The sequence below is a fragment of the Curtobacterium pusillum genome, assembly GCF_007673235.1.
In the GTDB taxonomy this organism is placed as follows: domain Bacteria; phylum Actinomycetota; class Actinomycetes; order Actinomycetales; family Microbacteriaceae; genus Curtobacterium; species Curtobacterium pusillum_C.
This window is the reverse complement of the sequence record NZ_VDZH01000003.1, coordinates 1-25405: the sequence shown is the minus strand read 5'-3', so window position 1 is coordinate 25405 and position 25405 is coordinate 1. Positions and strand designations below refer to the sequence as shown.

Sequence of the window (25405 nt, the reverse complement as noted above, 5' to 3'; positions counted from 1 at the left end):
TCGGATCGAGCCGAGGCGGGTGCTAGTGTGGTCGAGTCCTTGGGGCTATGGCGCAGTTGGTAGCGCGTCTCGTTCGCAATGAGAAGGTCAGGGGTTCGAATCCCCTTAGCTCCACTCCAAGACAGAAGGCCACCCGATCGGGTGGCCTTCTCTCGTTCCGGGGTGTGTCGGCGTCAGCCGGGCACGCTCTCCGTCAGCACGCCCGCCTGCGCCAGGTCGGTGTGGATCGCGTTGGCGGCCTGCTCGAACGCGCGGTTGCCGCGGGAGATCCCGAGCGCCCCGCCCTTGATCGCGGACTTCCCCGAGCCGCGGAGCAGCCGGGCGACGGTCCGGCCGTCGGGCGTGACCATGACCTGCACGTCGAGGCGGGTGTGGAAGGTGCGGTCGTTGGCCATGCCGCCGATGAGCAGCGTCAGGCCGAGGCTGCCGCGAGTGGCGCGCAGGGCTCCCTGCTCGCCGTCCTCGACGGTGTAGCCCTCGCGGACGAGGGCGCCGCGGACTCGGGCACGGACGGTTTCGGGGTCGGCTGCGACGAAGAAGTCGTGGCTCTCGGGCATCGGGTCTGATCCTCTCGACGGTGGTTCCTGCCAGAGATCATGCCGTGTCGTCGCCTACCCTGGGAAGCACCATGACTGCTTCGTTCACGCGCCGTTCCCTGCTGTCCCTCGCCGGGGCGACCGGGATCGGGCTCGCCGTGGCCGCGTGCTCGTCGGGCAACGGCGGCGGCAAGGGCGCGGGCAAGGGGTCAGGGGCGGACGGCGGCGGCTCCTCCACGCCGACCGCGAAGCCCGTCGCGAAGTCGGTCAGCCCCGCGCAGGTCCCGCTCGCCGGCGGTGTGACGATCACGGTCGCCGGCACCGGGCTGGCGGCGGTCAAGGGCGTCACGGTCGGTGGGGTCGCAGCACGGGACGTCACGGCCACGGCGACGAAGGTGACCTTCACGGCGCCGCACCAGGCGATGTACACGGCGGGCTCTGCGGACGTGGCGCTCTTCACGTCGGCGATCGAGCCGAGTCCGTCGGCGAACCAGTCATCGGACGGCAACGGCAGCGCGGCGAACGACGGGCAGACCGGGGCGACGCAGGACTCCGCGACCGCGACGCCCACGCCGACCACCGCACCCGTGCCGGACGCCGCGACGGCGGTGGCGACCTCGACCCTGGCCTACGCCGCACTGACCGACGTCGACCGGCAGCTCCAGTACGCGATGGCGCACTGGAAGGACTACAACCTGGCCGAGTACGGCACCATGAACCCGATCGGCGGCGACTGCGCGAACTACGTGTCGCAGACCCTGATCGCCCGCGGGTGGGAGCAGCGCTCCGATTGGTACAACCGCTCTGCGGGGGCGGAGCACACGGCGACGTGGACGTACTGCCCGACGATGGACCCGTGGCTGACGACCAACGCTGCGGAGTTCGGGCTCACCCGGCGGTCCCTCGACGAGCGTGACAAGGTCAAGGTCGGCGACATCGTGTTCTACGACTGGAACGACAACGACTCGCCGGACCACACGACCATCGTGTCCGAGGTCTTCACCGAGCCCGACGGCACCATCCGCATCAAGTCGGCGAGCCACAACCAGGACGGCCCGTACCGCGACCTCGACGAGATGATCACGGTGCAGCACCCGGGCGGCACCGCCTGGTTCCACACGTTCGACGCGTAGCCGGCCCGCCCGACCGGGCGGCCCGCGTCACGGGTACCCGAGGAACCAGATCAGCACGATCGCCACGGGCTGCAGGCACACCCCGACCACGAGCCACGTGACCGCCCGCCGCCGCGTCCGCACGAACACGTCCGACCCGAGCAGCGGCGCCATCGGCATGAGCAGCCGCGGCAGGCTCTGCTGCGGCAGGAACACCGCGACGAGGTACAGCCCGTACGACGCCGTGAACGCCCACACGTCGACCCCGAGCGCCCGGACGTCGCGCCGCCACCAGAACCAGACCGCACCCGCCAGCACAGCGACCACGAGCACGACCCCGAGCGGCCCGAGCCACGTCCCCGCCATCGTGAACCACGGCGTCAGCGGCGCGAAGTGCTGCCGCCCGACGAACCCCACCCACCACGACAGCTCGGTGTCGAGGTACGCGTTCGGGCGACCGGTCACCGCGGAGGCGATCACCGGCCACGCCAGCCCCGCCGCTGCCACGACCAGCCCCGACACGACGATGGCCACCGCGTCCCGGACGGGCAGCGCCCGACGCTCCTGCACCCACCGCACGACGAGGTGCACGGCGAGCGCGACGGCCAGCGCGAGCACGCCCGGCTTCGTGAACGCCGCGACGAGCCCGAGCGGCGCCACGAGCCAGTACCGACGACGCACCAGGGCGAGCAGCGCCCCGAAGAGCAGCAGCAGGAAGGTGCTCTCCGCGTAGGCGACCTGCAGCAGGAATCCGGTCGGGGCGAACGCGAACAGCGCGGTCGCCCAGCGTGCCCGGTGCGAGCAGCCCACCGCCAGGACGAGCCGGTACAGCAGCACGCACGCCCCCGCCCCGGCGAGCGCCGACACCAGGACGCCGGCGACCCAGAAGGACCCGCCCGTCAGCGGCATGACCGCGCGTACGAGCGCGGGGAACACGGGCAGGAACGCCCACGCGTTCGGAGCGACGTGGCCGGCGTCGTCGAGCGGCAGGGTCGTCGGGTACCCGTGCTCCGCGATGATCCGGTAGAACGACGCGTCCCACGAACCCGAGAACGTGAAGAACGACGGGTCACGACGGTACGAGGCGAAGGTCCAGCCGTTCGCGGTCGCCACGACGTAGACGGTCGCGAGCAGCGCCGTGCTGACGACGCGGGACGCCAGCCACAGCAACAGGGGAGTGGTCCACGTGCTGTGGGGCGCGTCCGGGGCCGGCCTGGAGGCGCGGGTCGTCTCCGCAGCGCTGGTCACCCGAGCGATCCTCCCACGTCCACGGCGTGCGGCTGCTGTCCGCAAGGCGTACGGACTCACCGTCGGCCCAAGCTCCGGGGCGTTTCATCGGAACCGTTCCCTGGACGAGCAACCACAGGAGGCAGCATGCCGTTCATCACCGTCGGAGCCGAGAACGGGCACGACATCGATCTGCACTACGACGACTTCGGTTCGGGCGACCCGGTCGTCCTCATCCACGGCTGGCCGTTGTCCGGCCGTTCGTGGGAAGGCCAGGTCCCGGCGCTCGTCGCGGCCGGCCACCGGGTCATCGCGTACGACCGCCGCGGGTTCGGCCAGTCGTCGCAGCCGTGGGGCGGGTACGACTACGACACGTTCGCCGCGGACCTCGACACGCTCATCACCGAGCTCGGGCTGACGAACGTCACCCTGATCGGGTTCTCGATGGGCGGCGGCGAACTGGCGCGCTACGTGTCGACGTACGGCACGGCCAAGGTCGCGAAGCTCGTCTTCGCGAGTGCCGTCCCGCCGTACCTGTGGAAGTCGGACGACAACCCGGACGGCGGAGTCGACCAGGACCTCGCGGATTGGTTCTCGAACGGCATCACCGGGGATCGCCCGGCGTTCCTGCACGAGTTCGTCGACCTGTTCTACACGGCCGGGAAGCCGTCGCTCGTGAACAAGCCCCTCGTGTCCGGCGACCAGCGTGCCTACGACCTGGCGATCGCCGAGCTGGCCTCGCCGAAGGGCACCCTCGACTGCACGGCGGCGTTCGCGACCACCGACTTCCGCGACGACCTGACGAAGGTCGACGTCCCGACGCTGGTCATCCACGGCGACTCCGACGGCATCGTGCCGTTCGAGGTCTCCGGGCAGCGCACCGCGGCGGCGATCCCGAACGCGCAGACGCACGTGATCGAGGGCGGGCCGCACGGGGTGCTCGCCTCGCACAAGGACGAGTGGAACGAGGCGGTCCTGCGCTTCCTCGACTCCTGACCGCGCGCCGATCTGCGCGTCGACTGAGCAGCAATGGTCGGGTCCGTTCGTCGGACCCGACCATTGCTGCTCAACGGAGGCGCGCCTCCCGGCTGTCTGCGTCGCGTCAGCGACCCGTGATGGCCCGCCGGATCTGCTCGATCGGCACCTTCGGGGTGCGGTCGGCGTTCAGCAGACCGTTCGTCTCCTGCATCGTGTCCGTCAGCTGCGTGTAGCAGGACCCCGCGAGGAACGAGCTCGCACGGATCGCGTCGTACAGCGCGGTGATCCGGGCGATCCAGTCGTCGCCGTCCGTGGCGGAGGTGTAGCCCCACCCGTCCTCGCGCTGCGCTCCCGGCTGGTAGTTCACCCCGCCGAACTCGGTCAGCATGACCGGCTGCCCGTGGTCCGTCGCACCGCCGACCAGCACCCACCGGTCGGACGGACCCATCCCGTGGAACAGTTCCGACCGTGCCGTGTCGTCGGCGTACGTCTTCGCCAGGCTCTCGCCCACGCCGTCGTAGTCGTGGATGGTGATGATGTCCGAGTTCGTGTGCTCCCACCCGTCGTTGGAGATCACCGGACGCGTCGGGTCGATCGCCCGCGTGACGTCCGCCAACGACCGGGCGTAGGCCTGCTGCGCCGGGTCCGTGGCGATGTGCTGCACGCCCCAGCTCTCGTTCGCCGGTACCCAGGTGACGATCGACGGGTGCGAGGCGTCGCGCTCGACGGCGTCCATCCACTCGCGCATGAGCCGCTGCACCGCGCGCGGGGAGAACGCGTACGCCCCGGGCGCCTCACCCCACACCAGGATGCCGAGCCGGTCCGCCCAGTACAGGAAGCGCGGGTCCTCGATCTTCTGGTGGTTGCGGGCCGCGTTGAAGCCGAGTTCCTTGATGAGCTCGACCTCGCGGCGGAGTGCCTCACGGGAGGGCGCGGCGATGTGCGAGTCCGGCCAGTACCCCTGGTTCAGGACGCTCCGGACGTCGTAGCTCCGGCCGTTCAGCAGGAAAGCGCCGCCGTCGACGCCGACCGTGCGGACGCCGAAGTACGACGCGACGGCGTCGACCGGGTGTCCCGCGCGGTCCAGCAGGGTGACGGTGGTGTCGACGAGCCGTGGCGCCTCGGGGGTCCAGTGCAGTTCGTCCTCGGCCTGGCCGTTCGTCTGTCGGGCGATCGGGACCACGACGTCGAACTCGTCGGACGTGTCGCCGAGCGTGGACTCGATCGTGGCGAGGTGCTCGTCGCGCTCGTCCCAGCGGGCCTCGACCCGGAGGCGCTCGCGGCCGGTGCGCTCGCCGCGGAGCCGGACGGTCAGGCGGACGGTCCCGTGGTCGACGTTCGTCCAGCGCAGGTACTCGATCGACGCGGTCGGCACGGCCTCGAGCCACACCGTCTGCCAGATCCCGGTCGTCCGGCGGTACCAGATCGCGTGCGGGTCCTCGTGCCAGTCCTGCTTGCCGCGGGGCTGGGTGAGGTCGTGCGGGTCGTCCTCCGCGCGGACCACGAGGGTGTGGACGGCATCGGGGTCGGTGCTGGTCCCGCCCGCCAGCGCTTCCGTCACGTCGAAGGAGAACGGGGTGTGCCCGCCCTCGTGCTCGCCGATGAACTGGCCGTCGATCCAGACGCGGGCGCGGTGGTCGACGGCACCGAAGTGCAGCACGAGTCGGGGCGCCTCGGCGGTGTGTCCGGCAGCCAGCAGGTCCGCACGGGTGATCGTCCGGGAGTACCAGACGACCGGGTGGAAGCCGGGCTCGTCGATGCCGGACGCCACGGACTCCGGGGGGAACGGGACGACGATGTCCCGCGCGTCGGGGAAGCCCGCGCGCCATGCGGCATCGTCCCCGTCGTTCCGGAACGACCACGTGCCGTCGAGGTCCGCCCAGTCGGCGCGGAGCATCTGGGGGCGGGGGTACGAGCCGTCCTGCCGCGAGGCGAGCGGGAGGGCCGGCGGGAGGGCGGTGTCTGGTGCGGCGACGGTGCCGTCGAGCGTGCTCATGCGTCCATGCTGGCGCGGCTGTACATCGTTGTAAAGAGTGCGGCAACGATTGCACGCGGCGCCGACCGAGGGTCGTCTGCTCGGTCAGCCGATCGCAGCCGCGCGCGTGAGGACCATGACGTCCATCCGCCCCTGCTGCACGACCTCGCCGCGCTGGTTCCGGAGCGACACCGTCCGCTCGACGATGCCCGTCTTGCCGGAGCTCGTCAGCCGCGTCGACAGGATCTCGACCTCGCACGTCAGGGTGTCCCCGATGAACACCGGCGCCGTGAACCGCCACTGGTCGATGCCGAGCAGTGCCACCGCCGACCCTTCGAACACCCCGGTGCGGGCGATGAGGCCGAGGCAGAGTGACGTACCGAGCAGCCCGTGCACGATCCGCTGGCCGTACCGGGTCTTCGCGGCGAACTCGACGTCGGTGTGGACCTGGTTGTTGTCGTTCGTCCACGACGCGAACGAGACCACGTCGGCCTCGGTGATGGTCCGACCCGGGGTCGTGAAGGTCTGTCCGGCGGCGAGGTCCTCGAGGTAGTGCGGCACCGTGTCATCCTCCCAGACGCTCGCACCTCGCACGGTGCGAGGTCCGGCCGGCGCAGCTCCCCCGAACCGGTCCAGCCGCCGCCGCGTACGGTTCGCTGCATGAGCGACGAGGCACTCGAGCACCGCACCGCCGAGCCCACCGACCGTACGCTCGAGGGCTGGATCGCCCACCAGCGCTGGTACACGGCGAAGGGCGGGGTCCCACGGCTCCGCACGATCGCCGAGCACGACGGCACCCGGCTCGTCCTCGACGACGCCCCCACCGGGCCGGTCCTCTACCAAGCGCCCGTCCGCACGACCGACGGCGAGGCGCTGCGGGACGCCACCACCGATCCCGAGTGGATCCGCGCACTCGCCGCCCGCATCGACGCCGACCCGGAGAGCCTCCGCCCGATCGGCACGGTGTCGTCCTCCCGCGTCCTCAGCGGCGAGCAGTCGAACACCTCGGTCATCTGCGACACGGACTCCGGCGAGCAGGTCATCGTGAAGGTCTTCCGGGTCCTGCACCATGGCGACAACCCGGACGTCACGACCCAGCTCGCCCTCTCGGCGGCGGGCAGCACCAGGGTCCCGCGCGTCTACGGTGCCCTGCGCAGCTCCTGGCCCGACACCGGTCGCGCCGAGGGATCGGCCACGGGGCACCTCGCCTTCGCCCAGGAGTTCCTGCCCGGACTCGAGGACGCCTGGCGCGTCGCCCTCCGCGACGCCCGGCAGGGCACTTCGTTCGCGACCGACGCGGACCACCTCGGCGCCGCGCTCGCCGAGGTGCACGGCACGCTCGCCTCGGCGCTGCCGACCGAGCCCGCGGACGATTCCCGGCGGGCCACGGCGATCGCGACGATGCACGCCCGGCTCGACGCAGCCGCCCGCGAGGCCCCGGCCGTCGCCGAACACGTCGACGCCGTCCGTGCGGTCTACGCCCGCGCGGAGCAGGTCGCGTGGCCGGACCTGCAGCGCATCCACGGCGACCTGCACCTCGGGCAGGTCCTCGCCGCCCCGGAGCCGCGTGGGTGGGTCTTCCTCGACTTCGAGGGCGAACCGCTCCGACCGCTGACCGACCGCTCCCTGCCGGACGTCACGCTCCGGGACGTCGCGGGCATGCTCCGCTCGTTCGACTACGTCGCCGGCGCCCTGGCACAGGACGACGACCCGGTCGACGCGGGGGAGTGGGCGAGCGCCGCACGATCAGCGTTCCTGGACGGCTACCAGCGCGGCACAGGGACGGAGCTCCGCGCCCACCGCGAACTGCTCGACGCGTTCGAGCTCGACAAGGCCGTCTACGAGGTCGTCTACGAGACCCGGAACCGACCCGCCTGGGTGGGCATCCCGCTCGCCGCCGTCACGCGGCTCGCGACGGCGACCGCATGACGGACGGGCGCGCCCCGCTCAGCGGTGACGCGCCAGCGTCACGCGGGGCGCGCCGACCGAGCCTGCGAGGGAGGACGGTGCCAGCTGGCACCGTGCCTCCAGTCCGCATCTGGTCACGTCGGTCAGTTGACGGGACCCGTGAACTTCTCGCCCGGTCCGGCGCCCGGCGCGTCCGGGATCGCCGACGCCTCGCGGAAGGCGAGCTGCACGGAGCGGAGCCCGTCGCGCAGCGGCCGGGCGTGCTGGTCGCCGATCTCGGTCGCGGCCGCGGTCACGAGGCCGGCGAGCGCGGTGATGAGCTTCCGGCCCTCGTCGAGGTCGGTCTGCGTCTCGGGGTCGTCGGCGAGCCCGACCTTCACCGCGGCGGCGCTCAGCAGGTGCACGGCGACCGTGTTGATGAGTTCGACGGCGGGGACCTCCGAGATGTCGCGAGCTTCCTCGGCGGCGTCGTTGGGCGGGGTGTCGGTCACGGTGCTCCTCTGCTAGACTCTGTCGCGGCAGATGCTTCCGTGCGCCTCCGGGCGGCGAACAGCATCGTGAAAGAGGAGTCTCTCCCACCCGCGGCCGTGCACCATCAGGCTACCGGGTCCCAACCGCTCCACCGGCGTCCGCGTCGGTCGGCCGTCCCGCAGGGGTCGGCGTCGGGCGGCTGCCGAACGGGTCACGATCCGTGCGTCAGATCTCCTCTCTCGTGCCGTCGCCCAGGGCAAACGCCCCGGACGGCCACCACCTGATTGAAGGAGCTCCGCATTCCCGATCCCCGTACCAACGACCGAATCCGCGTCCCCGAGGTCCGTCTTGTCGGACCCCAGGGCGAGCAGGTCGGCGTTGTCCCCATCGCCGTCGCACTGCGCCTCGCGCAGGAAGCCGAGCTGGATCTGGTCGAGGTCGCGCCGAACTCGAAGCCGCCCGTGGCCAAGATCATGGACTACGGCAAGTTCAAGTACGAGGCCGCTCAGAAGGCCAAGGAAGCCCGTCGCAACCAGGTGAACACGGACCTCAAGGAAGTCCGTTTCCGCCTGAAGATCGACGTGCACGACTACGAGACGAAGCGCAAGCGTGCCGAGGGCTTCCTCCTCGGTGGCGACAAGGTGAAGGCGATGATCCTCTTCCGTGGCCGCGAGCAGTCGCGTCCGGAGCAGGGTGTCCGTCTCCTCCAGAAGTTCGCCGAGGAGATCGCCGAGTTCGGCGTCGTCGAGTCGCGTCCGACCCAGGACGGCCGCAACATGACGATGATCATCGCCCCGCTCAAGAACAAGTCCGACGTCAAGGGCGAGCAGAACGCCAAGCGCGCTGCCGAGAAGGCCGAGCGTCGTGCGTCGGAGCACGCTGCGAAGGGCAAGGGCGACGCTGAGGCGCCGGCCCAGTCCGAGCAAGCCGAAGCTCCCGCCGAATAGGTCCCACCGACCGACCCCGCAACGACGCGGCTCCCCATCCATCCCACGGAAAGGCACCACCATGCCCAAGCAGAAGACCCACTCCGGGTCGAAGAAGCGCTTCAAGGTCACCGGCAGCGGCAAGATCATGAAGCAGCAGGCCGGTATGCGTCACAACCTCGAGGTCAAGTCTGCCAAGCGCAAGGCCCGCCTCAACGAGGACCAGGTCCTCGCCAAGGCTGACGCGAAGAACGTCAAGAAGCTCCTCGGCCACTGAGCCCCCGGAACGTAAAGGAATAGATCAATGGCACGAGTAAAGAGAGCGGTCAACGCCGCCAAGAAGCGCCGCGTCATCCTCGAGCGCGCCGAGGGCTACCGCGGCCAGCGTTCGCGTCTGTACCGCAAGGCCAAGGAGCAGGTCACCCACTCCCTCGTCTACGCGTACCGTGACCGTCACGCGAAGAAGGGCGAGTTCCGTCGCCTCTGGATCCAGCGCATCAACGCTGCGTCGCGTGCGAACGGCCTGACCTACAACCGCCTCATCCAGGGCCTCGGCCTTGCCGGCGTCGAGGTCGACCGTCGCATCCTCGCGGACCTCGCGGTGAACAACCCCGAGACGTTCGCGGCGCTCGTCGAGACCGCCAAGAAGGCACTCCCGGCCGACACCTCGGCCCCGAAGGCTGCGTAGTCAGTTCTTCTGCTCGCGAAACCCCCGCCGGTCCGGCGGGGGTTTCGTCGTTCCTAGACTTGTCCCGTGAGCGATCTCCTCGAGAACCCCAAGGCCGGCCGTGTCCGTGCCGTCGCAGCGCTGTCGAAGAAGGACGTGCGCGCCGAGACGGGCCTGTTCCTGCTCGAAGGGCCGCAGGCGGTGCGCGAGGCGATCGAGTACCGCCCGGAGCTCCTCCGCGAGCTCTACGTCACCCCGACGGCGGCCGCACGCTACGCGCTCGACGACGCGCCGGTCGACACCTGGTTCGTGACGGAGCAGGTCCTCGACGCGATGGCCGACACGGTGACGCCGCAGGGCGTCGTCGCGGTGTGCCAGCAGTTCCCGACGTCGGTCAAGGACGTCTTCCCGGACGCTGGTGCCGGCCTGGAGGCGCGTGGCGGCCTGCCGGGGATCGTCGCGATCCTGGAAGAGGTGCGTGATCCCGGCAACGCCGGCACCATCATCCGCGCGGCCGACGCCGCGGGTGCCGACGCCGTGGTCCTCACCGGTCGGAGCGTCGACCCGTACAACCCCAAGGTCGTGCGGTCGACCACGGGGTCGCTGTTCCACGTCCCGGTGTCGGTCGGCGTCACGCTCGCCGACGCGGTGTCCCGTGCCCGGGGTCTCGGGTACACGATCCTGGCCGCCGACGTCTCGGGCGACGACCTGCCCGAGGTCCGAGCGGACGGCATGCTCGACGGCCCGACCGCGTGGGTCTTCGGCAACGAGGCCCGTGGGCTCACCGCGGAGGACCTCGCGCTCGTCGACCGCGCCGTGAAGGTGCCGATCTACGGCAGGGCGGAGTCGATGAACCTCGCGACCGCGGCGTCCGTCTGCCTGTACGAGTCGGCGTTCGCGCAGCGCACGGCCAACCCCTCCACAGGCGACTGACCGCGTCCGTCGTCCCCAGTCCACCCGGTACAGGACGGCGGTATCCCAGGGGCCGGTAGGCTTGGGCCTCGTGTCAGAACCTCTCGAGATCAGCGAATCGGCCGTCGCCGACGCCGTGGACCGGGCCCTCGCTGCGGTCCGTGCCACGACGACCGTCGCCGAGCTGAAGCAGGCCAGGGCCGAGCACACCGGCGAGCAGTCCGCGCTGGCGCGGATGAACGCGTCGATGCGCAGCGTGCCGCCGGAGCAGAAGGCCGCAGCGGGCAAGCTCGTCGGCCAGGCCCGTGGGCAGGTGAACAAGGCCGTCGCCGAGCAGGAGTCCGTGCTCGCCGAGGCCGAGGAACGCGCACGGCTCGACGCCGAGCGCGTCGACGTCACCGCGCTCCCGGTCCGCCGTGCGCACGGCTCCCGTCACCCGCTCTCGCTCCTCAACGAGACCGTGGCCGACATCTTCGTCGGCATGGGGTGGGAAGTGGCGGAGGGCCCCGAGCTCGAGCACGAGTGGTTCAACTTCGACGCGTTGAACTTCGACCCGGACCACCCCGCCCGGGCGATGGCCGACACGATCTTCGTCGAGCCGGTCGAGCGGCACCTCGTCATGCGCACCCACACGTCGCCGGTGCAGGTGCGCTCGCTGCTCTCCCGTGACCTCCCGCTCTACGTCATCGCCCCTGGTCGCGTGTACCGCGCCGACGAGCTCGACGCCACGCACCTGCCGGTCTTCACCCAGGTCGAGGGCATCGCGATCGACAAGGGCCTGACGATGGCGCACCTGCGCGGAACGCTGGAGCACTTCGCCCGCCAGATGTTCGGTGCCGAGGCCCAGATCCGCCTCCGCCCGAACTACTTCCCGTTCACCGAGCCCAGCGCCGAGATGGACGTCTGGCAGCCCAACGCCAAGGGCGGCGCGCGGTGGGTCGAGTGGGGTGGCTGCGGCATGGTCAACCCCAACGTCCTGCGTTCGGCCGGCATCGACCCGGACGAGTACCAGGGCTTCGCGTTCGGCATGGGCATCGAGCGGACGCTGCAGTTCCGCAACGGCCTGAACGACATGCGTGACTTCCTCGAGGGCGACATCCGCTTCTCGCAGCAGTTCGGAACGGTGGTCTGATGCGCGTCCCACTCCGTTGGCTCGGCGAGTCCGTCGACCTCCCCGACGACGTCACCCTCGAGCACGTCCACGCGGCGCTCGTGTCGGTGGGCTTCGAGGAAGAGGACGTCCACACCTACGACCTCACCGGTCCGATCGTCGTCGGCCGCGTGCTCGAGCGCGACCCCGAGCCGCAGAAGAACGGCAAGACGATCAACTGGTGCCAGGTCGACGTCGGCGAGCCCGAACCCCGTGGCATCGTGTGCGGTGCGCACAACTTCGACGTGGGCGACCTCGTCGTCGTGACGCTGCCCGGCGCGGTGCTCCCCGGGCCGTTCCCGATCGCCGCCCGCAGGACCTACGGGCACGTGTCCGACGGCATGATCGCCTCGGCGCGCGAGCTCGGCCTCGGTGACGAGCACGACGGCATCCTCCGTTTCGCCGACCTCGGCATGGAGCCCGAGGTCGGCCAGGACGCCATCGCGCTCCTCGGCCTGGACGACGCCGCGGTCGAGATCAACGTCACGCCGGACCGCGGCTACGTGCTGAGCATGCGCGGGGTCGCCCGCGAGTACGCGCACGCCACCGGTGCGAGCTTCCACGACCCCGTCGACCGCGTCACGCCCCGCGGCGCCGAGGGATTCGCCGTCACGATCGACGACCGCGCCCCGATCCGTGGCCGTGTCGGTGCGACGACGTTCGTCACCCGTGTCGTCCGCGGCATCGACCCGACGGTGAAGACACCGGCGTGGATGGTGTCCCGCCTCGCCCTCGCGGGCGTGCGCTCGATCTCGCTCCCCGTCGACATCACGAACTACGTCATGTTCGAGCTCGGTCAGCCCCTGCACGGGTACGACCTGGCGAAGGTCCAGGGCGGCCTCGGGGTCCGCCGTGCCGCAGCGGGCGAGACCCTGACGACCCTCGACGACGTGACGCGGACGCTCGACCCGGAGGACCTCGTCATCACCGACGACCAGGGTCCCGTGGGACTCGCCGGCGTCATGGGTGGCGCCCGCACCGAGATCTCCGACGGCACGACCGACGTCCTGATCGAGGCAGCCGGCTTCGACCAGGTCTCGATCGCCCGCACGGCCCGTCGTCACAAGCTCCCGAGCGAGGCGTCCCGTCGCTTCGAGCGTGGCGTCGACCCGCTCGTCGCCGAGGCCGCCGCGAACCGTGCCGTCGAGCTCCTCGTCGAGCTCGCGGGCGGCACGGCCGACGCGCTCGGCTCGACGCTCGTCGACACCACGTCGCGACCGGCCGTGTCCATGCGGCTGTCGCGCCCGGCCGAGATGATCGGCGTCGAGTACACCGACGCCGAGGTCATCGACACCCTCCGCGCGATCGGCGCGACGGTCGACGTCGACGGAGCGCTCCTCGCCGTGACCCCGCCGACCTGGCGTCAGGACCTCACCGACGACACCACCCTCGTCGAGGAAGTCGCGCGCATCGTCGGCTACGACCGCATCCCGAGCGTCCTGCCGGTCGCCCCGCCCGGCCGCGGTCTGACCGGGCACCAGCAGGCACGCCGCCGCGTCGCCGCCGCGCTGGCCGCGGACGGACTCGTCGAGGCCGTGACCGCGCCGTTCGTCTCGCAGACAACGCAGGACGCCTACCCGGGGATCGACCCGGACGGCGGTCCGAGCGTGGTGCTCGCGAACGCCCTCGACAGCGAGCAGAGCCTGCTCCGCCGCAGCGGCCTCCCGGCGCTGGTGGACGCTGCTCGGCGGAACGTGTCGCGCGGGCTCGTCGACGTCGCGCTCTACGAGACCTCGCGGGTGTTCCTGCCGGTGCAGGGCGTCACGCTCGGCACGGACACGGTCCCGGCCGGTGGCACCCTGCCGGACCGCGAGACCCTTGCTGCGCTCGACGCCGCCCTGCCGCCGCAGCCGTTCCACGTGTCCGCACTGCTCACCGGCAACCGCGTCGTGAGGCAGCCCGGCGTCCAGCCGGAGCCGTACGGCATCGCGGACGCGCTCGACGTGGCCCGCACCGTCGCCTGGGCGGTCGGCGTCGAGCTGACCGTGGCGCAGACGACGCACCCGTCCCTGCACCCGGGGCGCGCGGCGTCGCTCCTCGTGGGCGACACGGTCGTCGGCGTCGCGGGCGAACTGCTGCCCGAGCTGACCGAGGCCGCAGTCCTGCCGCGCGTGGTCGCCGTCGTCGAACTCGACCTCGACGCCCTCGTGGCCGCGGCACCGGAGCTGGTGTCGGTGGCACCGATCGTGTCCTATCCGGCGGCGACGCAGGACCTCTCCCTCGTGGTGGGTTCCGACGTACCGGCGGGCGAAGTACTGGATGCGGTCCGGGCTGGTGCCGGAGACCTCTTGGAGTATGCTCGGCTCGTGGACGACTACCGGGGCACGGGCGTGGACGAGGGACAGAAGTCCCTGACGTTCGCCCTGCGCTTCCGTGCCACGGACCGCACGCTGACCGCTGCCGAGGCCTCCGAGGCCCGTGACGGCGCCGTCCGACGTGCCGGCGAGCGATTCGGGGCGACCCTGCGCGACTGATCCCATCGGGACCAGCACCGCCCGGGGCCGCCGCCTCCGACTCTCTCGACGACCAGTCCGACCAAAGGTGGAATCCCATGTCCGTATCCGTCGCCGTGGCGGGAGCCTCCGGCTACGCGGGCGGTGAGCTCCTGCGCGTGCTCTCCGCCCATCCCGAGTTCGACGTCAGGACGGTGACGGCGTTCTCGAACGCCGGACAGCCGTTGATCGCGACGCAGCCGCACCTCCGTTCGCTGTCGCACCTGACCCTCGAGAAGACGACGGCGGAGACCCTGCGCGGACACGACGTGGTCTTCCTCGCGCTGCCGCACGGGCAGTCCGGGGCGATCACCGCGGAGCTCGGCGACGACACGCTCGTCGTGGACTGCGGCGCGGACCACCGGCTGACGGACCCGGCTGCGTGGGAAGCGTTCTACGGCGGCGACTACCACGTCGCGTGGACCTACGGCCTCCCCGAACTCCTGCTCGCCGCACCCACCCCGGGGTCGGCGGACGAGTGGCGTGACGTCGACGACATCCAGGCGCAGAGTCGGCAGCGCTCGGCGCTGGTCGGCACGAAGCGGATCGCCGTCCCCGGGTGCAACGTGACCGCGGTGACGCTCGGCATCCAGCCGGGCATCCAGGCCGGACTGGTCGAGTCGGACGACATCGTGGCCGTGCTGAGCGTCGGCCCGAGCGGCGCCGGCAAGAAGCTCGCGAACACCTACCTGGCGTCCGAGATCATGGGCTCCGCGAGCGCGTACGCGGTGGGCGGCAAGCACCGGCACATCCCGGAGATCCAGCAGAACCTCGTCGTCGCCGGTGCGTCCGACGTGACGATCTCGTTCACGCCGGTCCTCGTCCCGATGTCCCGCGGCATCCTCGCGACGACGACGGCGAAGCTCGCCCCCGGTGTGAGCGCCCGCGACGTCCGGCTCGCCTGGGAGCAGGCCTACGCCGACGAACCCTTCGTGCACCTGCTGCCCGAGGGCGAGTTCCCCCGGGTCGCCGACACCATCGGTGCGAACACGGCCCTGGTCGGCGTCGCGGTCGACGAGGCTGCCGGCCGCGTCGTCGCGGTGAGCGCCCTCGACAACCTGGCCAAGGGCACCGCCGGTGCCGCGGTCCAGTCGACGAACATCGCCCTGGGCTTCCCGGAGACCCTCGGCCTCAGCGTGGACGGAGTCGCCCCGTGACCGACGCAAGCCAGACCACCCAGAGCGAGTCGGGCCTCCAGGGCGTCACCGCGGCAGCGGGGTTCCGCGCAGCCGGCGTGACCGCCGGACTCAAGACGAGCGGCAAGCCCGACGTGGCCCTCGTGGTGAACGACGGACCCGACGCCGCCGTGGCGGCGGTCTTCACCAGCAACCGTGCACAGGCACACCCCGTCATCTGGTCGCGTCAGGCCGTCGGTGACGGCGTGGCCCGTGCGGTCGTCCTGAACTCCGGCGGTGCGAACTGCTTCACCGGTCCGTTCGGGTTCCAGACCACGCACATGACGGCCGAGGCGGTCGGTGAGGCGCTCGGCATCGGCGCCGGCGACGTCGTCGTCTGCTCGACCGGCCTCATCGGTGTCGGTGACCAGGCGTTCCGCGACAACGTGCTCAAGGGTGTCGACCTCGCGAGTGCGGCGCTGTCGGCCGACGGCGGTCCGGACGCTGCGACCGCGATCATGACCACCGACACGAAGCCGAAGCAGTCCGTCGTGACCGAGGACGGCTGGACCGTCGGCGGGATGGCGAAGGGCGCGGGCATGCTCGCCCCCGGACTCGCGACGATGCTCGTGGTGATCACCACGGACGCCGTGGTCGGCTCGGACGAGCTCGACCAGGCACTCCGCGCCGCCACCCGTGTCACCTTCGACCGGGTCGACTCGGACGGCTGCATGTCGACGAACGACACGGTGGTGCTGCTGTCCTCCGGCGCGAGCGGCGTCACACCGGAGGTCGGTGACTTCCAGGAAGCCCTGACCGCCGTCTGCGCGGACCTCGCTCGGCAGCTGCAGCAGGACGCCGAGGGTGCCAGCCACGACATCGCGATCCACGTCGTGAACGCCGCGACCGAGGACGACGCCGTGACGGTCGGCCGCAGCGTCGCCCGCAACAACCTGTTCAAGGCCGCGGTCTTCGGCAACGACCCCAACTGGGGCCGGGTGCTCGCCGCGATCGGCACCACGGACGCCGACTTCGACCCGTACGCGGTCGACGTCTCGATGAACGGGGTCCGCGTCTGCCACGCCGGGGCGCCGGACCAGCCGAGCGACAGCGTCGACCTGACACCGCGTGACACCGACGTGCTCATCGACCTCGGGGTCGGACCGTTCTCGGCGACGATCCTGACGAACGACCTCACGCACGACTACGTCCACGAGAACAGCGCGTACTCCAGCTGATGGCCGACGACAGCATCCTCTCGAAGGAAGAAGAGCACGAGCTCGCGACCGTCAAGGCCGCGACCCTCATCGAGTCCCTGCCGTGGCTGAAGCGGTTCTCGGGCAAGATCGTCGTCATCAAGTTCGGCGGCAACGCCATGGTGAACGAGGACCTCAAGCGCGCGTTCGCCGAGGACATGGTCTACCTCCGGTACGCCGGCCTGCACCCCGTGGTCGTGCACGGTGGTGGCCCGCAGATCTCGGCGGCGCTGAAGGAACAGGGCATCGCGTCCGAGTTCCGCGGCGGCTACCGCGTGACCACGACCGAGGCGATCACGGTCGTCCGCGACGTGCTCGCCGGCGAGGTCAACCGCGAGATCGTCGACCTGATGAACGAGCACGGCGACGGCCTGGCGGTCGGGGTGTTCGGGGACGGCGGCTCGCTGTTCACCGGCGAGAAGAAGGGCGTCGTCGTCGACGGCGAGCACTTCGACCTCGGTCACGTCGGCGACATCACGCACGTCGACCCCTCCGGCGTACTCGCCGCGATCGAGGCCGGCCGCATCCCGGTGGTGTCGAGCATCGCCATCGACGACGCCCACCCGGACCAGGCACTCAACGTGAACGCCGACGCGGCCGCCGGGGCGCTCGCGATCGCGCTCAAGGCGTCGAAGCTCATGATGCTCACCGACGTCCCCGGGCTGTACCGGAACTGGCCGGACCGCGACTCCATCGTCGACCTCATCGCCGTCGAGGAACTCCGCGCCCTGCTGCCGTCGCTCGAGTCGGGGATGATCCCGAAGATGACCGCGTGCCTCGACGCCGTGGTCGGTGGGGTCGGCGGCGCGACGATCATCGACGGTCGGATCCCGCACTCGATCCTCCTCGAGGTCTTCACCCTGCGCGGCGCGGGCACCGAGGTGATCCCGGACCCGAGCCGACGAACCGAGAACCAGATGACGCACGCCGAGATCGGCCGACGCGTCGCAGCACCGTCGACGACCAGCACCACCGGCCAACACGTGGCCAGCACGACCGAGAAGGGACAGCAGCAGTGAGCACCGAGACGCAGACCGAGACCTGGAACGACCGGTTCGGGGCGTCGCTCATGCGATCCCTGACCCCGCCGAAGATCATGCTCGAGCGCGGGCAGGGCTGCCGCGTCTGGGACGTCGACGGCAACGAGTACCTCGACTTCCTCGCCGGCATCGCCGTCAACTCCCTCGGTCACGCGCACCCCGCGTTGGTCGAGGCGATCAGCGACCAGGCCGCGAAGCTCGTGCACGTGTCGAACTACTTCGCGACGCCGCCGCAGCTCGAGCTCGCCGAACGCCTCAAGCGCATCACGGGTGCGGGCGAGGCCGGCCGCGTCTACTTCGGCAACTCCGGAGCAGAGGCGAACGAGGCCGCCTTCAAGCTCTCGCGGCTCAACCGCGGTGCCGACGGTCGGAAGACCCGGATCCTCGCGTTGAAGCAGGGCTTCCACGGGCGCACGATGGGCGCGCTCGCGCTCACCGGCAAGCCCGCGCTGCAGGAGGACTTCCTGCCGATGGTCCCGGGCGTCGAGCACATCGACTCCACGGTCGACGCGCTCGAAGGCGCGATCGACGACACCGTCGCCGCGCTCATCGTCGAGCCGATCAAGGGCGAGGCCGGCGTCGTCGACCTGCCCGAGGGGTTCCTGCTGGCCGCCCGTCGCCTCACGGAGGAGCACGGTGCGCTCCTGATCCTCGACGAGATCCAGACGGGTGTCGGCCGGACCGGCAACTGGTTCACGTACCAGGGGCACGGGTTCACGCCGGACGCCATCACCATCGCCAAGGGCATCGCCGGCGGCTTCCCGATCGGCGCACTCGTCACGTTCGGCTGGGCGTCCGACCTGTTCTCAGCCGGACAGCACGGGTCCACCTTCGGCGGCAACCCGCTCGGCACCCGTGTGGCGAACGCCGTGCTCGCCGAGATCGAGCGTGCCGACCTCGTCGCCGGAGCCGTCACCAAGGGCGAGCGTATCCGTGCGGGCATCGCCGGGATCGCGTCGCCGCTGGTGGAGGAGGTCCGCGGCACCGGCCTGCTCATCGGTGTCGGCCTGGCCGGCCCGATCGGCGCGGCCGTCAACGCGGCCGCACTCGAGCGCGGCCTCATCATCAACGCCCCGAACGAGTCGAGCCTGCGCATCGCGCCCCCGCTCATCGTGTCCGACGCCGAGATCGACGAGTTCGTATCGATCCTCGCCGAGAGCCTCGCCGCGGTCGCTGCCGAGCACGCCGCTGCCGAGCACGCAGCCGACGACCAGGGCACCGCCACTCAGGAGACCTCCGCATGACCCGCCACTTCCTCCGGGACGACGACCTGAGCCAGGCCGAGCAGTCCGCGATCCTCGACATCGCCGAGCAGATGAAGGCCGACCGCTGGGGAGCGAAGCCCCTCGCCGGCCCGCAGAGCGTCGCGGTGATCTTCGACAAGTCGTCGACCCGCACGCGGGTGTCGTTCCACGTCGGGATCTCCGACCTCGGCGGCAGCCCGCTGATCATCTCGACGGCGAACAGCCAGCTCGGCGGCAAGGAGACCCCGTCCGACACCGCCCGCGTGCTCGAGCGCATGGTGTCCGCGATCGTCTGGCGCACCTACGGCCAGGCCGGGCTCGAGGAGATGGCCGCGAACACGTCGGTCCCCGTGGTGAACGCGCTGTCGGACGACTTCCACCCGTGCCAGCTGCTCGCCGACCTCCTCACGATCCGCGAACACCGCGGCGCCCTCGCCGGCCAGACGGTCGCGTTCATCGGCGACGGTGCGAGCAACATGGCGCAGTCGTACCTGCTCGCCGGAGCGACGGCGGGCATGCACGTCCGCGTCGCCGCTCCCGCCGAGTTCTCCCCGGCCGCCGCCGTGGTGGCGGACGCCGAGCGCCGCGCTGCCGAGACCGGCGGTTCGGTCCTCGTCGTGACCGACCCGGTCGCCGCGGTCGCCGGTGCGGACGTCGTCGTCACCGACACGTGGGTGTCGATGGGCAAGGAGGACGAGAAGCAGGCGCGGCTCGACACCTTCAACGGCTACCGCGTGGACGACGCCCTGATGGCGCACGCCGCGGACGACGCCGTGTTCATGCACTGCCTGCCCGCCGACCGGGGTTTCGAGGTGACCGCCGAGGTCATCGACGGCCCGCGGAGCATCATCTGGGACGAGGCGGAGAACCGTCTGCACGCCCAGAAGGCCCTGCTCGCCTGGCTCCTGGCCGCGAACACCGCTGGCGTTGCACCGACGCCGGTCGCAACGGCCACCGTCTGACCGAGGGAGACCGAAGTGGCTGACCGCGTCGTCCTGGCGTACTCCGGCGGACTCGACACGTCCGTCGGCATCGGCTGGCTGCGTGACGCCACCGGCAAGGACGTCGTCGCCCTCGCGGTCGACGTCGGCCAGGGCGGCGAGGACCTCGACGCCATCCGGCAGCGTGCGCTCGACTGCGGCGCGGTCGAGTCGATCGTCGTGGACGCGAAGGACGAGTTCGCCGACGACTACCTCGTGCCGGCGCTCAAGGCGAACTCGCTGTACCAGAAGCGGTACCCGCTGGTGTCCGCGTTGAGCCGGCCGCTCATCGCGAAGCACCTCGCCCTGACCGCCAAGCAGCTCGGCGCCGACAGCGTGGCGCACGGCTGCACCGGCAAGGGCAACGACCAGGTGCGGTTCGAGGCCGCGGTCGCTGCGATCGCGCCGGACCTGGCGAGCGTCGCTCCGGTGCGGGACCTCGCACTGACCCGTGACAAGGCGATCGCCTACGCCCGGCAGCACGACCTCCCGATCGAGCAGAGCGCGGGGTCGCCGTACTCGATCGACCAGAACGTGTGGGGTCGCGCGGTGGAGACGGGGTTCCTCGAGGACCCGTGGAACGCCCCGGCGGAGGACCTCTACGCCTACACGCAGGACCCCACGGTCCCGCGTGACCCGGACGAGGTCACGATCACCTTCGAGCAGGGCGTCCCGGTGGCGATCGACGGGCAGCGCTTCAGCATGCTGCGCGTGGTGCAGGAGCTGAACGCCCTCGCCGGCAAGCACGGCGTGGGCCGCATCGACGTCGTGGAGGACCGCCTCGTCGGCATCAAGTCACGTGAGGTCTACGAGGCACCGGCCGCCGTCGCGCTCATCGCCGCACACGAGGAACTCGAGAGCCTCACCCTCGAACGCGACGTGAACCGCTACAAGCGGGGTGTCGAGGCGGAGTGGGCGGACCTGGTCTACGACGGCCTGTGGTTCGGCGGTCTGAAGCGGAGCCTCGATGCCTTCGTCGACCACACCCAGCTGCACGTGACGGGCGACATCCGGTTGCAGCTGCACGGCGGCCGAGCGGTCGTCACCGGTCGACGGTCGAGCCAGAGTCTCTACGACTTCGAGCTCGCGACGTACGACACCGGCGACGCGTTCGACCAGTCGCAGGCCAGGGGTTTCATCGACATCTGGTCCATGCCGAGCAAGATCGCCGCCAGACGCGACCAAGCGAACTGACCGAGCCCGACCACGCACGACGCGACCACGCAGTACACACCAGCGCGAACCACCACCGAACGGAACCAGACGTGACCGACGCGAACCAGCCCGCCGCCAAGACCGACGCCACCAACACGGGCGCCCTCTGGGGCGGCCGCTTCGCCGACGGCCCGAGCGCCGAGCTCGCCGCGCTGTCCCGCTCGACCCAGTTCGACTGGCAGCTCGCACCGTACGACATCGCCGGCTCCCGGGCGCACGCCCGAGCGCTGCACACCGCCGGGTACCTGTCGGCCGACGAGCTCGACCGCATGCTCGCGGGCCTCGACCGTCTGCTCGAGCAGCACGCCACCGGTGCGCTCCGCCCGGACGACGGCGACGAGGACGTCCACGGCGCCCTCGAGCGGCTGCTCATCGCCGACCTCGGCCCCGAGCTCGGCGGCAAGCTCCGTGCCGGCCGCAGCCGGAACGACCAGATCGCCACGCTCGGCCGGATGCACATGCTCGACCACGGCCGCCGCATCGGGCACCTGGTGATCGACCTCGTCGACGCGATCTCCCAGCAGGCGAACGAGCACCCCGCCGCGATCATGCCGGGGCGCACGCACCTGCAGCACGCGCAACCCGTCCTCCTCGCCCACCACCTGCTGGCGCACGCGTGGCCGCTCGTCCGCGACCTCGAGCGTCTCCGCGACTGGGCCGACCGTGCGAGCGTGAGCCCGTACGGCGCCGGTGCGCTGGCGGGCAGCTCGCTCGGCCTCGACCCGTCGGCGATCGCGCAGGAGCTCGGGTTCGCCCGTCCGGCGGACAACTCGATCGACGCGACCGCTGCCCGTGACGTGGTGGCCGAGTTCGCGTTCGTCCTCGCGCAGATCGGCATCGACGTCTCCCGCCTGGCCGAGGAGATCATCCTCTGGAACACGAAGGAGTTCGGCTTCGTCCGTCTCCACGATGCGTTCTCGACCGGGTCGAGCATCATGCCGCAGAAGAAGAACCCCGACATCGCCGAACTCGCACGCGGCAAGTCCGGTCGGCTGATCGGCAACCTGACCGGCCTGCTCGCGACGCTCAAGGGCCTCCCGCTGGCGTACAACCGCGACCTGCAGGAGGACAAGGAGCCCGTCTTCGACTCGATCGCCCAGCTCGAGGTCCTGCTCCCCGCGTTCACCGGGATGGTCGCGACGCTCGCGTTCGACACCGACCGGATGGCGGAGCTGGCGCCGCAGGGCTTCTCGCTCGCGACCGACGTGGCCGAGTGGCTCGTCCGGCAGGGGGTCCCGTTCCGCGATGCGCACGAGATCTCCGGCGCGCTGGTCCGGTATTGCGAGCAACGGGGCATCGAGCTCGACGACCCGACCGACGCCGAGTACCTGACCGTCTCGGAGCACCTCACCTCCGAGGTCCGTGCCGTCCTCACGATCGAGGGCAGCGTCGCATCGCGCGCCGGCACCGGCGGCACCGCACCGGACCGCGTCGCGGAACAGCTCGCGTCGCTCACCCGACGCGTCCACGACCTCGCCGAGGGCGTGCCCTTCACGCGATGACCGACCCGACGCTCGCGCTCCTGTCCGAGCCCGCACCGGTGTCCGCACCGGCGCTGCTCGGCGCGACGATCGCGGGCAAGGGCGTGGTCCTGCGCATCACCGAGGTCGAGGCCTACTTCGGCCCGACCGACCCCGGATCCCACGGACACCGCGGTCCGACACCGCGCAACCGCCACCTGTTCGGACCGCCCGGCACGCTGTACGCGTACCGCTCGTACGGCATCCACACGTGCGTCAACGTCGTGAGCGCACCCGCCGGCACGTCCTCGGGATCGCTGCTCCGGGGAGCCGAGGTCGTCGCCGGCATCGAGACGGCCCGCGGACGGCGCGGCCCCGCGGTCAGCGACGTCGCGTTGGCGAGGGGGCCCGGCAACCTCGGCGGCGCACTCGGCGCCGTCCTCGGCGAGGACGACGGCACCGCCCTCCTCGACGGTTCCGGTCCGTACGTGCTCACCCTGGCTCCCGGCCTGGAGGCGCGGCTCGCCTCCGACGGGCCGACCCGCGTCGTCGAGGAACTCCTGTCCGAGACCCTCCCCGGGCCGGCGGGGACCGGTCCGGTCCCACGGATCGCGCGGGGGCCGCGGACCGGCGTCGGCGGCATCGCCGGCGGTGCGCGGTTCCCCTGGCGCTTCTGGCTCACGGGCGACCCGACGGTGTCGACGTACCGGCGTCACAAGGGTGCCGTCGACTGATCCCCACCGGCACGGCCGGCCCGCCGCTGGCGCGTCGCGCCGGAACCGGCGGCGTGGGCCCAGACCGCACCGCGCCTCCAGGCCCTCGCTCGCCGCTACGATGGCTGGGTGTCCAGTGAATCCGCTCACGATGTCCTGACGCGCCAGCAGAACGACCCGACCTTCGCCTCGGTCTGGGACGAACTGCGCTGGCGCGATCTGGTGCACGTCTCCACCGACGAGACGGCACTCAAGGAGGCCCTCGACGGCGAGCCGATCACGTACTACTGCGGCTTCGACCCGACGGCTGCGTCCCTGCACTGTGGCAACCTGCTGCAGCTGCTCACGATGCGCCGCATCCAGCTGGCCGGACACAAGCCGCTCGCCCTGGTCGGCGGGTCCACAGGACTCATCGGAGATCCGCGACCGACGGCGGAACGCACGCTGAACACCCGCGAGACCGTGGGGGAGTGGGTGACGCGCCTGCAGGGGCAGGTGTCCCGGTTCCTCAGTCCCGACGGCGAGAACGGCGTCCGGCTCGTGAACAACCTCGACTGGACTGCACCGCTGTCCGCGATCGACTTCCTGCGCGACATCGGCAAGTACTTCCGGGTGAACTCGATGCTGAAGAAGGACGCCGTCGCCGCACGGCTGAACTCCGACGCAGGGATCAGCTACACCGAGTTCAGCTACCAGATCCTGCAGGGCCTGGACTACCGCGAACTGTTCCTGCAGTACGGGTGCACCCTGCAGACCGGCGGGTCCGACCAGTGGGGGAACCTGACCTCGGGAACGGAGCTCATCCGGCGCACCGAGGGGTCCACGGTGCACGCGCTCGGGACGCCACTCATCACGAACTCAGACGGCACGAAGTTCGGCAAGAGCGAGGGCAACGCGATCTGGCTCGACCCGGACATGACCTCGCCGTACGCGTTCTACCAGTTCTGGCTCAACACGGCGGACGCCGACGTGATCGCCCGACTGCGGCAGTTCACGTTCCTGTCACGCGCCGAGATCGAACGCCTCGAGCAGGCCGTCGCCGACGAGCCGTTCCGACGCGAGGCGCAGCGGACCCTCGCGTTCGAGGTGACCGCGGTCGTGCACGGACCCGAGGCGACTCAGGCGGCGATCGATGCCTCGGCGGCCCTGTTCGGCAACGGTGACCTCGGTGCGTTGGACGCCGACACCCTCCGATCGGCGATCGCCGAGCTCCCGGGGTCCGTGGCGTTGCCCGGCGATGCCGACGTCGCCCGCGCGCTCGTCGACACCGAACTCGTGAAGTCCCTCGGTGAGGCCCGACGGGCGATCGACCAGGGCGGGGTCTACGTGAACAACGCCCGCGCCGAGGACCCGACCGCACCGCTGGCCGACCTTGCCCTGCCCGGGGGAGTGCTCGTGCTCCGTCGTGGCAAGAAGACCCTCGCCGGCGTGACGCTCTCCTGATCGTCGCCGCTCGTCGATGCCCGGTTCCCCAGGTGGGAGCCGGGCATCGCTGCGTTCGGGCGGCACGTGTTGCACAAGGCGACACGCCCGGGATGTGGCCCGTCTTGGCGCACCCGCCGAACGCTGCGTATAGTTCTTACTCGTCACCCCAAAGGTGCGGCGGAGCGGCTGGAGCGAAAGCCCAGAGCACGCCGGCCCTCAAGCGGGACCATCCTCCACTGAAGTTCAGATCTGGCCTTGCGCTGGATCGCTTCGACGCCTAGGATGACTACTCCACCGGTTCTCTCCTACGGGATGAGCCACTGGACTTCACGGTCCGACGACACACCGGTGGTCACAACCAAGAACGAAAGCCTCTCTGGCGGAACCTCTTTCGGGGTCGAGTGGGGAGTGCGTCTGGTCCTTGAGAACTCAACAGCGTGCACATTGTCAATGCCAATTTATTGACCCCGTGACTCATCAGTTTTGCTGGTGGGTTCGGAGACAATTCCTTTTGGATTGAAGATTGTCAGTAGACAGTCAACAGTCAGAATCAACTCGCTGATGCTCTTCGGAGTGTTGGTTGTAATTTTTTTACGGAGAGTT

The 25405-nt window shown here is 70.8% G+C and carries 23 protein-coding genes and 1 tRNA gene; 19 read left to right on the top strand and 5 right to left on the bottom strand.

The genetic code is table 11. The features are described from left to right. Positions 1-41: 41 nt before the first annotated feature. Positions 42-114, top strand: a tRNA-Ala gene (locus FS532_RS08480). Positions 115-173: 59 nt separating this feature from the next. Here the strand turns inward: FS532_RS08480 and FS532_RS08475 are convergent. Continuing rightward, a complete protein-coding gene (locus FS532_RS08475) occupies positions 174-557 on the bottom strand; it encodes a cytochrome c biogenesis protein ResB (RefSeq protein ID WP_144752758.1) in 384 nt (127 codons plus the stop codon). A 71-nt stretch (positions 558-628) separates the two neighbouring features. On the opposite strand from FS532_RS08475, the gene FS532_RS08470 reads away from it, so the two are divergent. Beyond that, complete coding sequence (locus FS532_RS08470; protein WP_186321968.1) at positions 629-1669, top strand: amidase domain-containing protein; 1041 nt, start codon at positions 629-631, stop codon at positions 1667-1669. Between the two features lie 27 nt (positions 1670-1696). Here FS532_RS08470 and FS532_RS08465 read toward each other — a convergent pair whose 3' ends face one another. Further along, the gene (locus FS532_RS08465) at positions 1697-2896 is read right to left on the bottom strand and encodes a hypothetical protein (RefSeq protein ID WP_260852619.1); all 1200 of its coding nucleotides are present in this window, start codon (positions 2894-2896) and stop codon (positions 1697-1699) included. A 126-nt stretch (positions 2897-3022) separates the two neighbouring features. On the opposite strand from FS532_RS08465, the gene FS532_RS08460 reads away from it, so the two are divergent. Continuing rightward, positions 3023-3871 (top strand): alpha/beta fold hydrolase, encoded by an 849-nt coding sequence (locus FS532_RS08460; protein ID WP_144752755.1) that lies wholly within the window; start codon positions 3023-3025, stop codon positions 3869-3871. 106 nt (positions 3872-3977) lie between these two features. On the opposite strand, the gene FS532_RS08455 is transcribed toward FS532_RS08460, so the two are convergent. Together FS532_RS08455 and FS532_RS08450 are read right to left on the bottom strand one after the other, a co-directional pair. Continuing rightward, positions 3978-5849: a glycoside hydrolase family 2 protein gene (locus FS532_RS08455; RefSeq protein ID WP_144752753.1), complete on the bottom strand. Its 1872-nt coding sequence runs from the start codon at positions 5847-5849 to the stop codon at positions 3978-3980. A gap of 84 nt (positions 5850-5933) precedes the next feature. After that, a complete protein-coding gene (locus tag FS532_RS08450; protein WP_144752750.1) occupies positions 5934-6389 on the bottom strand; it encodes a MaoC/PaaZ C-terminal domain-containing protein in 456 nt (151 codons plus the stop codon). A 99-nt stretch (positions 6390-6488) separates the two neighbouring features. Between FS532_RS08450 and FS532_RS08445 the strand changes: the two genes are divergently transcribed. Further along, a complete protein-coding gene (locus FS532_RS08445) occupies positions 6489-7757 on the top strand; it encodes a phosphotransferase (RefSeq protein ID WP_144752747.1) in 1269 nt (422 codons plus the stop codon). Between the two features lie 122 nt (positions 7758-7879). Here the strand turns inward: FS532_RS08445 and FS532_RS08440 are convergent, their stop codons facing one another. Beyond that, positions 7880-8227 (bottom strand): DUF1844 domain-containing protein, encoded by a 348-nt coding sequence (locus FS532_RS08440; protein WP_144752744.1) that lies wholly within the window; start codon positions 8225-8227, stop codon positions 7880-7882. 264 nt (positions 8228-8491) lie between these two features. Between FS532_RS08440 and infC the strand changes: the two genes are divergently transcribed. The 15 genes from infC (at position 8492) to tyrS (ending at position 24820) form a co-directional block, all read left to right on the top strand. Further along, a complete protein-coding gene (gene infC, locus FS532_RS08435; protein ID WP_144752741.1) occupies positions 8492-9154 on the top strand; it encodes a translation initiation factor IF-3 in 663 nt (220 codons plus the stop codon). A gap of 61 nt (positions 9155-9215) precedes the next feature. Continuing rightward, entirely contained in the window at positions 9216-9410 is a 195-nt protein-coding gene (gene rpmI, locus FS532_RS08430; protein WP_022903519.1) for a 50S ribosomal protein L35, read from the top strand. A gap of 27 nt (positions 9411-9437) precedes the next feature. Beyond that, on the top strand, positions 9438-9821 hold the full coding sequence (gene rplT / locus FS532_RS08425) for a 50S ribosomal protein L20 (protein WP_022908516.1): 384 nt from the start codon (positions 9438-9440) through the stop codon (positions 9819-9821). A gap of 66 nt (positions 9822-9887) precedes the next feature. Next, entirely contained in the window at positions 9888-10733 is an 846-nt protein-coding gene (locus FS532_RS08420; RefSeq protein WP_144752738.1) for a TrmH family RNA methyltransferase, read from the top strand. A gap of 70 nt (positions 10734-10803) precedes the next feature. After that, on the top strand, positions 10804-11844 hold the full coding sequence (gene pheS, locus FS532_RS08415; RefSeq protein ID WP_144752736.1) for a phenylalanine--tRNA ligase subunit alpha: 1041 nt from the start codon (positions 10804-10806) through the stop codon (positions 11842-11844). After that, positions 11844-14336 (top strand): phenylalanine--tRNA ligase subunit beta, encoded by a 2493-nt coding sequence (gene pheT, locus FS532_RS08410; RefSeq protein WP_144752733.1) that lies wholly within the window; start codon positions 11844-11846, stop codon positions 14334-14336. The genes pheS and pheT overlap by 1 nt, the downstream gene beginning before the upstream one ends. A 77-nt stretch (positions 14337-14413) precedes the next feature. After that, positions 14414-15511 carry an N-acetyl-gamma-glutamyl-phosphate reductase gene (locus tag FS532_RS08405; protein ID WP_144752730.1) on the top strand — a complete coding sequence of 366 codons (1098 nt, stop codon included), beginning with the start codon at positions 14414-14416 and terminating at the stop codon, positions 15509-15511. After that, positions 15508-16707 carry a bifunctional glutamate N-acetyltransferase/amino-acid acetyltransferase ArgJ gene (gene argJ, locus FS532_RS08400; RefSeq protein ID WP_144752727.1) on the top strand — a complete coding sequence of 400 codons (1200 nt, stop codon included), beginning with the start codon at positions 15508-15510 and terminating at the stop codon, positions 16705-16707. Before FS532_RS08405 ends, argJ begins: the two co-directional genes overlap by 4 nt. Further along, positions 16707-17744 carry an acetylglutamate kinase gene (argB, locus tag FS532_RS08395; protein WP_144752724.1) on the top strand — a complete coding sequence of 346 codons (1038 nt, stop codon included), beginning with the start codon at positions 16707-16709 and terminating at the stop codon, positions 17742-17744. The genes argJ and argB overlap by 1 nt, the downstream gene beginning before the upstream one ends. Next, complete coding sequence (locus FS532_RS08390; protein ID WP_260852618.1) at positions 17741-19009, top strand: acetylornithine transaminase; 1269 nt, start codon at positions 17741-17743, stop codon at positions 19007-19009. Before argB ends, FS532_RS08390 begins: the two co-directional genes overlap by 4 nt. Next, positions 19006-19971, top strand: a complete 966-nt coding sequence (argF, locus tag FS532_RS08385) for an ornithine carbamoyltransferase (RefSeq protein ID WP_144752721.1) — start codon at positions 19006-19008, stop codon at positions 19969-19971. Before FS532_RS08390 ends, argF begins: the two co-directional genes overlap by 4 nt. A gap of 15 nt (positions 19972-19986) precedes the next feature. Beyond that, the gene (locus tag FS532_RS08380) at positions 19987-21183 is read left to right on the top strand and encodes an argininosuccinate synthase (protein ID WP_144752718.1); all 1197 of its coding nucleotides are present in this window, start codon (positions 19987-19989) and stop codon (positions 21181-21183) included. A gap of 71 nt (positions 21184-21254) precedes the next feature. After that, a complete protein-coding gene (gene argH / locus FS532_RS08375; RefSeq protein ID WP_144752715.1) occupies positions 21255-22706 on the top strand; it encodes an argininosuccinate lyase in 1452 nt (483 codons plus the stop codon). Continuing rightward, entirely contained in the window at positions 22703-23398 is a 696-nt protein-coding gene (locus FS532_RS08370) for a DNA-3-methyladenine glycosylase (protein ID WP_144752712.1), read from the top strand. Before argH ends, FS532_RS08370 begins: the two co-directional genes overlap by 4 nt. A 108-nt stretch (positions 23399-23506) precedes the next feature. Then, positions 23507-24820: a tyrosine--tRNA ligase gene (tyrS, locus tag FS532_RS08365; RefSeq protein WP_144752709.1), complete on the top strand. Its 1314-nt coding sequence runs from the start codon at positions 23507-23509 to the stop codon at positions 24818-24820. Positions 24821-25405: the final 585 nt, after the last annotated feature.

Bases quoted from the DNA above. Each gene is read 5' to 3' on its own strand.
- FS532_RS08475 (WP_144752758.1), bottom strand. From the start codon at position 557: ATGCCCGAGAGCCACGACTTCTTCGTCGCAGCCGACCCCGAAACCGTC.
- FS532_RS08470 (WP_186321968.1), top strand. From the start codon at position 629: ATGACTGCTTCGTTCACGCGCCGTTCCCTGCTGTCCCTCGCCGGGGCG.
- FS532_RS08460 (WP_144752755.1), top strand. From the start codon at position 3,023: ATGCCGTTCATCACCGTCGGAGCCGAGAACGGGCACGACATCGATCTG.
- FS532_RS08455 (WP_144752753.1), bottom strand. From the start codon at position 5,849: ATGAGCACGCTCGACGGCACCGTCGCCGCACCAGACACCGCCCTCCCG.
- FS532_RS08445 (WP_144752747.1), top strand. From the start codon at position 6,489: ATGAGCGACGAGGCACTCGAGCACCGCACCGCCGAGCCCACCGACCGT.
- rpmI (WP_022903519.1), top strand. From the start codon at position 9,216: ATGCCCAAGCAGAAGACCCACTCCGGGTCGAAGAAGCGCTTCAAGGTC.
- rplT (WP_022908516.1), top strand. From the start codon at position 9,438: ATGGCACGAGTAAAGAGAGCGGTCAACGCCGCCAAGAAGCGCCGCGTC.
- pheT (WP_144752733.1), top strand. From the start codon at position 11,844: ATGCGCGTCCCACTCCGTTGGCTCGGCGAGTCCGTCGACCTCCCCGAC.
- FS532_RS08405 (WP_144752730.1), top strand. From the start codon at position 14,414: ATGTCCGTATCCGTCGCCGTGGCGGGAGCCTCCGGCTACGCGGGCGGT.
- argB (WP_144752724.1), top strand. From the start codon at position 16,707: ATGGCCGACGACAGCATCCTCTCGAAGGAAGAAGAGCACGAGCTCGCG.
- argF (WP_144752721.1), top strand. From the start codon at position 19,006: ATGACCCGCCACTTCCTCCGGGACGACGACCTGAGCCAGGCCGAGCAG.
- FS532_RS08370 (WP_144752712.1), top strand. From the start codon at position 22,703: ATGACCGACCCGACGCTCGCGCTCCTGTCCGAGCCCGCACCGGTGTCC.